Below are 7187 nucleotides of genomic sequence, written 5' to 3'. Positions count from 1 at the left end.
TGTAGTAGCAAAGTTGTAATGTCCGATAATGGCTAAGTTAAGATGTCCGGCGTGTATAATCAAGTAAGGATTACCATGACGGCTCTCGCAGCGGAGTTTTTCACTTTGGATGAAGTTAACAGACTCAAGATCATTCAGGACGTCATCGACCGGCGTCTGACAACACAGATGGCAGCTCAGCAGCTTGGTATCTCCGACCGTCAGTGCCGCCGTCTGCTTGCGCGTTATCGTGAAGATGGTCCGCTTGGCATGACCAGCCGCCGTCGTGGTAAATCCAGCAACAATCAGCTGCCTCTGGGACTGGCCGCATACGCGCTGAATATTATTCGCGAGCGCTACAACGATTTCGGTCCGACACTGGCCTGTGAAAAGCTGTCTGAGGTTCACGGTGTTCATCTTTCTAAAGAAACCGTCCGTAAACTGATGACTCAGGCCAGTCTTTGGGTCCCACGTAAGCAACGTGCGCCAAAAATTCAGCAGCCGCGTTACCGCCGTGCCTGTGCCGGTGAACTCATACAAATCGACGGCTGCGACCACCACTGGTTTGAAAACCGGGGACCTAAGTGTACGGCGCTGGTTTACGTTGATGACGCAACCAGTCGTTTAATGCAGCTTCTTTTCGTGAAATCTGAGTCTACTTTCACCTATTTTGAAGCGACCCGGGGCTATATTGAAAAACATGGCAAGCCGCTGGCACTGTACAGCGACAAAGCCAGTGTATTCAGGATCAACAATAAAAACGCAACCGGCGGCGACGGCGATACCCAGTTTGGCCGTGCGATGCATGAACTGAACATTCAGACCATTTGTGCAGAAACCAGTGCTGCCAAAGGCCGCGTTGAACGGGCGCACCTAACGCTTCAGGACCGCCTGGTCAAGGAGCTCAGGCTCCAGGGTATCAGTTCCATGGAAGCTGCGAACGCATTTGCCGAAGAGTTCATGAACGATTACAACCGTCGTTTCGCAAAAGCGCCTCGCCAGGCGTTTGATGTTCATCGGGAACTGGATGTCGATGATGATCTTGATATGGTATTTAACTGGCGTGAAGCTCGTAAAGTGTCGAAATCACTCACAGTGCAGTACGACAAAGTCCTTTATCTGATTGAAGACAGCGAATTCAGTCGTCGGGCGATTGGTAAATACATCGATGTCTGGCATTACCCGGATGGACATAAAGAGCTCCGGCTTAATGGCGTGTCACTTCCCTACTCCACCTATGACAAGCTTTCTGAAATCGATCAGGGGGCCATTGTGGACAACAAACGTCTGGGGCGGGCCCTGGAAATGGCGCAGCTGGTCCAGGCCGAGCGGGATAATAACCGGTCGCAGTCCGTTCCATCCGGCGACGGTCCTTCACGCAGGCGTAAAGCCCCCACAACGAAGAAATCTCAGCGCTCCCTTGATCAGGACGATATGTTCAATGCCCTGGTGAAACTTCAGTCACGCTCTGAAGAGATATTTGGAAAGAAACCGATTTAAAGCCCGGTAATCCATCCGGGCATGCCTGGCTGTCAGATTTTGGCCTGATTGACCCGTGCCGCGAGCTCCTGATGACTCTCTTTCCTTTCGCTGTAGCGGTCGGACAGGTAGGCTGTGTGCCCTTTCAGGAGTAACGTCATTTTGAACAACTCTTCGGTAACGTCGACAATCCTGTCATACCAGGGTGAGGGTTTCATGCGCCCTTCATCATCAAATTCCTGCCATGCCTTTGGCACTGACGACTGATTGGGGATGGTGAACATCCGCATCCAGCGGCCAAGTATCCGCATCTGATTGACCGTGTTAAACGACTGTGAACCACCACAAACCTGCATGACGGCCAGCGTTTTACCCTGGGAAGGACGAACAGCACCTTCACTCAGGGGTATCCAGTCAATCTGGGCCTTCATCACCGAGCTCATGGCGCCATGTCTTTCCGGAGAACTCCAGACCATTCCGTCACACCACCTGACCAGCTCGCGGAGTTCAAGCACTTTGGGGTGACTTTCGGGCGCATCATCGGGTAACGGCAGACCGGATGGGTTAAATATTTTCACCTCAGCCCCCATCTTTGCCAGCAACCGCCCGGCCTCTTCCGCTGCAAAACGACTGTAGGACCGCTCTCGTACTGAACCGTACAGGATGAGAATTCGCGGCATGGTTTCGTTGTTGCCCGTAAGTTTGCTGGCAAGCGCATCATCAAAATAAGCCGGTTCGATTGCTGGTAAGTCGGTCATAAAAAATCTCCATTTCATAAGCTATGCTTTAAAAGTTATCACATATGAAATACCATATGTATTGTTATTTTTTTACGAGGTTAAGCATGCTACAGCCTGTTCAGCTTTTTAAACTGCTCGCCGACGAGACCCGTTCAACTATCGTGATGCTTCTCAGGGAGTCCGGTGAAATGTGCGTCTGTGACATCTGTGCGGCAACCGCAGAGTCTCAGCCAAAAATTTCTCGCCATATGGCCCTTTTACGTGAAGCCGAGCTGGTCATCGACCGTCGCGAAGGAAAATGGGTGCATTACCGACTGTCGCCACACATGCCAGCATGGGCTGCGGGTATTATTGATACAGCCTGGAACTGTGAACGAGAAAACATACGCAACAAGCTCAGTAGCGTGGCATCTGTCTCCTGCTGATGGCGATATATATATCCGAATAAACAAATGTGAATGGAGTTTCTGATGTTACTGGCTGGTGCTATCTTTTTATTCACGCTCGTCCTGGTTATCTGGCAACCCAGAGGGCTGGGGATTGGCTGGAGTGCCTCACTGGGCGCAATTCTGGCATTGCTGACTGGCGTCGTTCATCTGGGGGATATTCCGGTGGTCTGGCAGATAGTGTGGAATGCGACCGCCACCTTTATCGCCGTGATCATCATCAGTCTTCTGCTCGACGAATCCGGCTTCTTTGAATGGGCCGCGCTGCACGTTGCCCGTTGGGGGAATGGCCGGGGGCGGCTGCTCTTCACCTGGATCGTCCTGCTTGGTGCGATGGTTGCGGCACTGTTTGCCAACGACGGTGCGGCACTGATCCTGACACCTATCGTTATCGCGATGCTGCTGGCGCTGGGATTCAGCCGGGGGGCAACCTTAGCGTTTATCATGGCCGCAGGGTTTATCGCTGACACGGCAAGCCTGCCACTGATTGTCTCAAACCTGGTGAATATCGTCTCGGCGGATTTCTTTAAGCTTGGTTTCTCAGAATATGCCGCCGTGATGGTCCCGGTTAACCTGGCCGCGATTGCGGCTACGCTGGTGATGCTGCATCTGTTTTTCCGTAAGGACATTCCCGCCGTTTACGACGTTTCTCTGTTGAAAGAACCGAAAGACGCTATACGTGATGTGAATACCTTTAAAACCGGCTGGCTGGTTCTGGTGTTGCTTCTGGTGGGATTCTTCGGACTGGAGCCGCTGGGCGTACCGGTCAGTTTGGTCGCAGCCGCTGGTGCATTGCTTCTGTTTGCTGTTGCGAAAAAAGGGCATGCCATTAACACCGGTAAGGTGCTGCGTGGTGCGCCCTGGCAAATCGTTATCTTCTCGCTGGGGATGTACCTGGTGGTCTACGGCTTACGAAATGCCGGTCTGACCCACTATCTCTCTTCCTTGCTGAATCAGCTGGCAGAGCAGGGATTGTGGGCGGCAACGCTGGGTACGGGCTTCCTGACGGCCTTCCTGTCATCAGTGATGAACAATATGCCGACCGTGCTGGTCGGGGCGCTGTCGATTGATGGCAGCACAGCGACCGGTGTTATCAAAGAAGCGATGATTTACGCCAACGTCATCGGCAGCGACCTGGGGCCAAAAATTACCCCTATCGGCAGTCTGGCAACGTTACTGTGGCTGCACGTTCTGTCGCAGAAAAATATCAAAATTACCTGGGGATATTACTTCCGGGTGGGCATTGTCATGACAATCCCCGTGCTGTTTGTCACGCTTGCAGCACTGGCGCTTCGTCTGTCTTTCACTTTGTAATGAGATACTGATATGAGCAACATTACCATTTATCACAACCCGGCCTGCGGCACGTCACGCAATACCCTTGAAATGATCCGCAACAGCGGTACAGAGCCGACCGTTATTCATTATCTTGAAACCCCACCATCACGAGCTGAGCTGGTAAAACTCATTGCGGATATGGGGATCACGGTACGAGCGCTGCTGCGTAAGAATGTCGAACCTTTTGAAGCGTTAGGGCTGGCGGAAGACCGCTTTACTGACGAGCAGTTAATCGATTTTATGTTGCAGCACCCTGTTCTGATCAATCGCCCTATCGTGGTAACGCCGCTGGGTACCCGGCTATGCCGCCCTTCTGAAGTCGTGCTGGATATTCTTCCCGATGCGCAGAAAAGCGCGTTCACGAAAGAGGACGGTGAGAAGGTAGTTGATGAAAAAGGTAACCGGCTGAACTAAACGTGTTCTTGTGACGAAGGGCGAGAGAACTCGCCCTTTTTTATTTAAGATAATCAGTGCTAACGGAGGATAAGAAGCGGTTGTTGCGTCTTTTGCAGCATTTCGGAGGTATGACTACCGATAAAGAACTGCCGCAACCTGGAATGACCGTAGGCCTCCATCACTATCAGATCGACAGCATTTTCCTCGGCGTAACGAATAAGCGCGTCCCCGACTGATTGCCCGGTAAGATGTGTTGTGCTGTTTTCTATATCCGCGTCACGTAAAATTTGCTGTGCGGTCAGCAGCTCTTCCTTCTTACCGTTTACCATGACAAGGTGGCACTCCAGCCCCCTGAGTAAGGGACTCATCGTCAGACGTTCCAGGTTACTCCTGCTTTCTTCACTGCCATCATAAGCCAGCATGACTCTGGAAGGCACTGAGTAGTTCTCCGGAACAACCAGTAGGGGTTTCTTTTGCAGACGAATAACGCTTTCCAGATGAGAGCCTACCGGATGCTGGCTACCCCGACGCCCCAGCACCATGAGACGAAGGTCGCTCAGCTCTGCCAGAACTTCATCCGGTGTACCGTGTTTTTGCATCAAAAGCACATCCGGGCTTCCCTGTTTTTGAAGCAGTTCAGCACAACTTTCCAGTATTGCTTTCCCCTGGGCCATCAGCAGGCGATTACGTTGCCCTTCAATTTCTACCAGCTCATCGGTCAGCAATTGCTGACTGTCTATGCCGAGAGTGCCGGTCAGGTCTGACACTACCGGGGTGCTGTCTTTTTCGATAACGTGCAACAGTGCTAGCTGTGATTGCAAAGTGCGGGCTGCCCACGCCGCATATTCACACACTGACCGCGTTGAAAGTGAACCGTCCACACAGGCTGTAACAGTATTATTCATAGTTTTCCCTCCAGTCTGTTAATGACCGCCCATCAGTTTTTCGACTTCTTCAGGTTTATCGTGAACACCAAACCGGTCAACGATGGTGCGGGTGGCTTCATTCATCCCACGTACTTCAACCCCGGCGCCCTCTCTGCGGAACTTAATGACCACCTTATCCAGGGCGCTGACGGACGTGATGTCCCAGAAATGGGCATGTGAAACGTCTATCACCACATTCTCAATCGCTTCACGGAAATCAAAGTGGCTCGTAAAGCGGTCTGCTGATGCAAAGAATACCTGGCCGGTGACGGTATACGTCCGGCTCGTCCCCTCCAGAACTGAGGTTACACGCATGAACCGGGATACTTTAGTGGCAAAATTGAGCGAAGCAATCAGTACACCGGTCAGCACACCGAAGGCCAGATTATGTGTTGCCACCACAACCGCGACGGTGGCAAGCATGACCACGCTGGTTGAAAGGGGGTGTGTCCGCAGGTTGGCAATGGAGCGCCAGGAGAATGTCCCGATGGAAACCATAATCATCACCGCGACCAGCGCTGCCATCGGAATTTGGGAGACCCAGTTGCGCAGGAACACAATCAGGCAAAGCAGCACCACGCCCGCCGTGAGGGTTGAAAGTCGTCCGCGTCCACCGGATTTTACGTTGATAACAGATTGCCCAATCATCGCGCAGCCTGCCATTCCTCCGATAAAGGATGTGCAGATGTTCGCGATGCCCTGAGCTTTGCACTCCCTGTTTTTGTCGCTTGGCGTGTCGGTCATGTCATCCACGATAGTGGCGGTCATCATCGACTCAAGCAGGCCAACCACCGCAAGCCCCGCAGAATATGGCAGGATGATGAGCAGCGTCTGAAGATTTAAAGGCACGTCCGGGAGCAGGAAGACCGGCAGACTGTCGGGAAGTTTCCCCATATCCCCGACGGTTCGCACATCCAGATGCAGCCACATGGCAATCCCAGTCAGCACCACGATGCACACAAGCGGTGAAGGAATGGTTTTGTTGATATAAGGGAAGAGATAGATGATCCCCAGCCCTGCCGCAGTCATGGCATAAACATGCCATGTCACATTGGTCAGCTCAGGCAACTGGGCCATAAAAATCAGTATTGCCAGTGCATTAACAAACCCCGTGACCACTGAGCGTGAAACAAAACGCATCAGCCCGCCAAGCTTCAGATATCCGGCTATCAGCTGGAATACCCCGGTCAGTATGGAGGCAGCCAGTAAATACTGTAAGCCATGATCTTTCACCAGCGTCACCATCAGGAGAGCCATTGCACCGGTGGAGGACGAAATCATCGCCGGACGTCCGCCAAAGAAGGCCATAACGAGAGGAATACAGAACGCCGAGTAGAGGCCCACCTGGGGATCAACACCGGCGATAATGGAAAAGGCGATCGCTTCTGGAATGAGTGCGAGCGCGACAACAATACCGGCCAGAACGTCACCACGGACGTTACCCAGCCAGTCCTTACGCGTCGAGGACAGCAACATAGTAATTTCTCAGTTTTTAGATACAGTCAGCCCTGGAGGGCTACATTTTTACGTACGGTAAAGCACATCCGCAGACGGGATGTTATTGAGTGCGTGCTGAGGCTTGCTCAGTACGACAGAGGAAGGAAAAACTCAGGGTGGCGTAATACGCATAGCGGTTGTCAGATTCTCCATAGCGGATGTGTATATATTGTCGGCTCTGTTGTCAGGAAGAACTTACAGAACACGTCGCGTTTGAACATGAAACACTTCAAAGCAGCCCAATACTACAAATAAAGCGAATACGGGGTCAACCCAACAAGGTACTCAAACGAAGAGGTTAAGATGCGATTTTTATCCAGGAATTCAATATTATCAAAGGACATTTGAACTTTGCCCCACCCCGGACATCTCTACTTAGCCTTGAC

Annotated in this window: 7 protein-coding genes; 4 read left to right on the top strand and 3 right to left on the bottom strand. The window is 52.1% G+C overall.

The window, feature by feature from the left end; translation table 11 throughout:
• Positions 1-75 precede the first annotated feature (75 nt).
• On the top strand, positions 76-1479 hold the full coding sequence (locus HX778_RS08475) for an ISNCY family transposase (protein WP_054628792.1): 1404 nt from the start codon (positions 76-78) through the stop codon (positions 1477-1479).
• A gap of 32 nt (positions 1480-1511) precedes the next feature.
• On the opposite strand, the gene arsH is transcribed toward HX778_RS08475, so the two are convergent.
• Positions 1512-2216, bottom strand: coding sequence for an arsenical resistance protein ArsH (gene arsH, locus HX778_RS08470; RefSeq protein ID WP_000130816.1), 705 nt, complete (start codon positions 2214-2216; stop codon positions 1512-1514).
• A gap of 86 nt (positions 2217-2302) precedes the next feature.
• Here arsH and HX778_RS08465 point away from each other — a divergent pair, with 86 nt between their 5' ends.
• The 3 genes from HX778_RS08465 to arsC are packed head-to-tail and all read left to right on the top strand — an operon-like array spanning position 2303 to position 4396.
• A complete protein-coding gene (locus tag HX778_RS08465; RefSeq protein ID WP_000941305.1) occupies positions 2303-2623 on the top strand; it encodes a transcriptional regulator in 321 nt (106 codons plus the stop codon).
• A 45-nt stretch (positions 2624-2668) separates the two neighbouring features.
• Positions 2669-3958, top strand: coding sequence for an arsenic transporter (locus HX778_RS08460; protein ID WP_000922628.1), 1290 nt, complete (start codon positions 2669-2671; stop codon positions 3956-3958).
• Positions 3959-3970: 12 nt separating this feature from the next.
• Positions 3971-4396: a glutaredoxin-dependent arsenate reductase gene (arsC, locus tag HX778_RS08455; RefSeq protein WP_000065802.1), complete on the top strand. Its 426-nt coding sequence runs from the start codon at positions 3971-3973 to the stop codon at positions 4394-4396.
• A 59-nt stretch (positions 4397-4455) separates the two neighbouring features.
• On the opposite strand, the gene HX778_RS08450 is transcribed toward arsC, so the two are convergent.
• Together HX778_RS08450 and HX778_RS08445 are read right to left on the bottom strand one after the other, a co-directional pair.
• The gene (locus tag HX778_RS08450) at positions 4456-5283 is read right to left on the bottom strand and encodes a universal stress protein (protein ID WP_176981778.1); all 828 of its coding nucleotides are present in this window, start codon (positions 5281-5283) and stop codon (positions 4456-4458) included.
• Positions 5284-5301: 18 nt separating this feature from the next.
• Positions 5302-6780 (bottom strand): SulP family inorganic anion transporter, encoded by a 1479-nt coding sequence (locus HX778_RS08445; protein ID WP_054628790.1) that lies wholly within the window; start codon positions 6778-6780, stop codon positions 5302-5304.
• Positions 6781-7187 lie beyond the last annotated feature (407 nt).

Origin of the sequence: Cedecea sp. P7760 (genome assembly GCF_013386425.1) — a bacterium.
GTDB lineage: Bacteria > Pseudomonadota > Gammaproteobacteria > Enterobacterales > Enterobacteriaceae > Cedecea > Cedecea selenatireducens.
The sequence above is the reverse complement of the archived record's forward strand: the minus strand, read 5'-3'. Positions and strand labels throughout refer to the sequence as shown.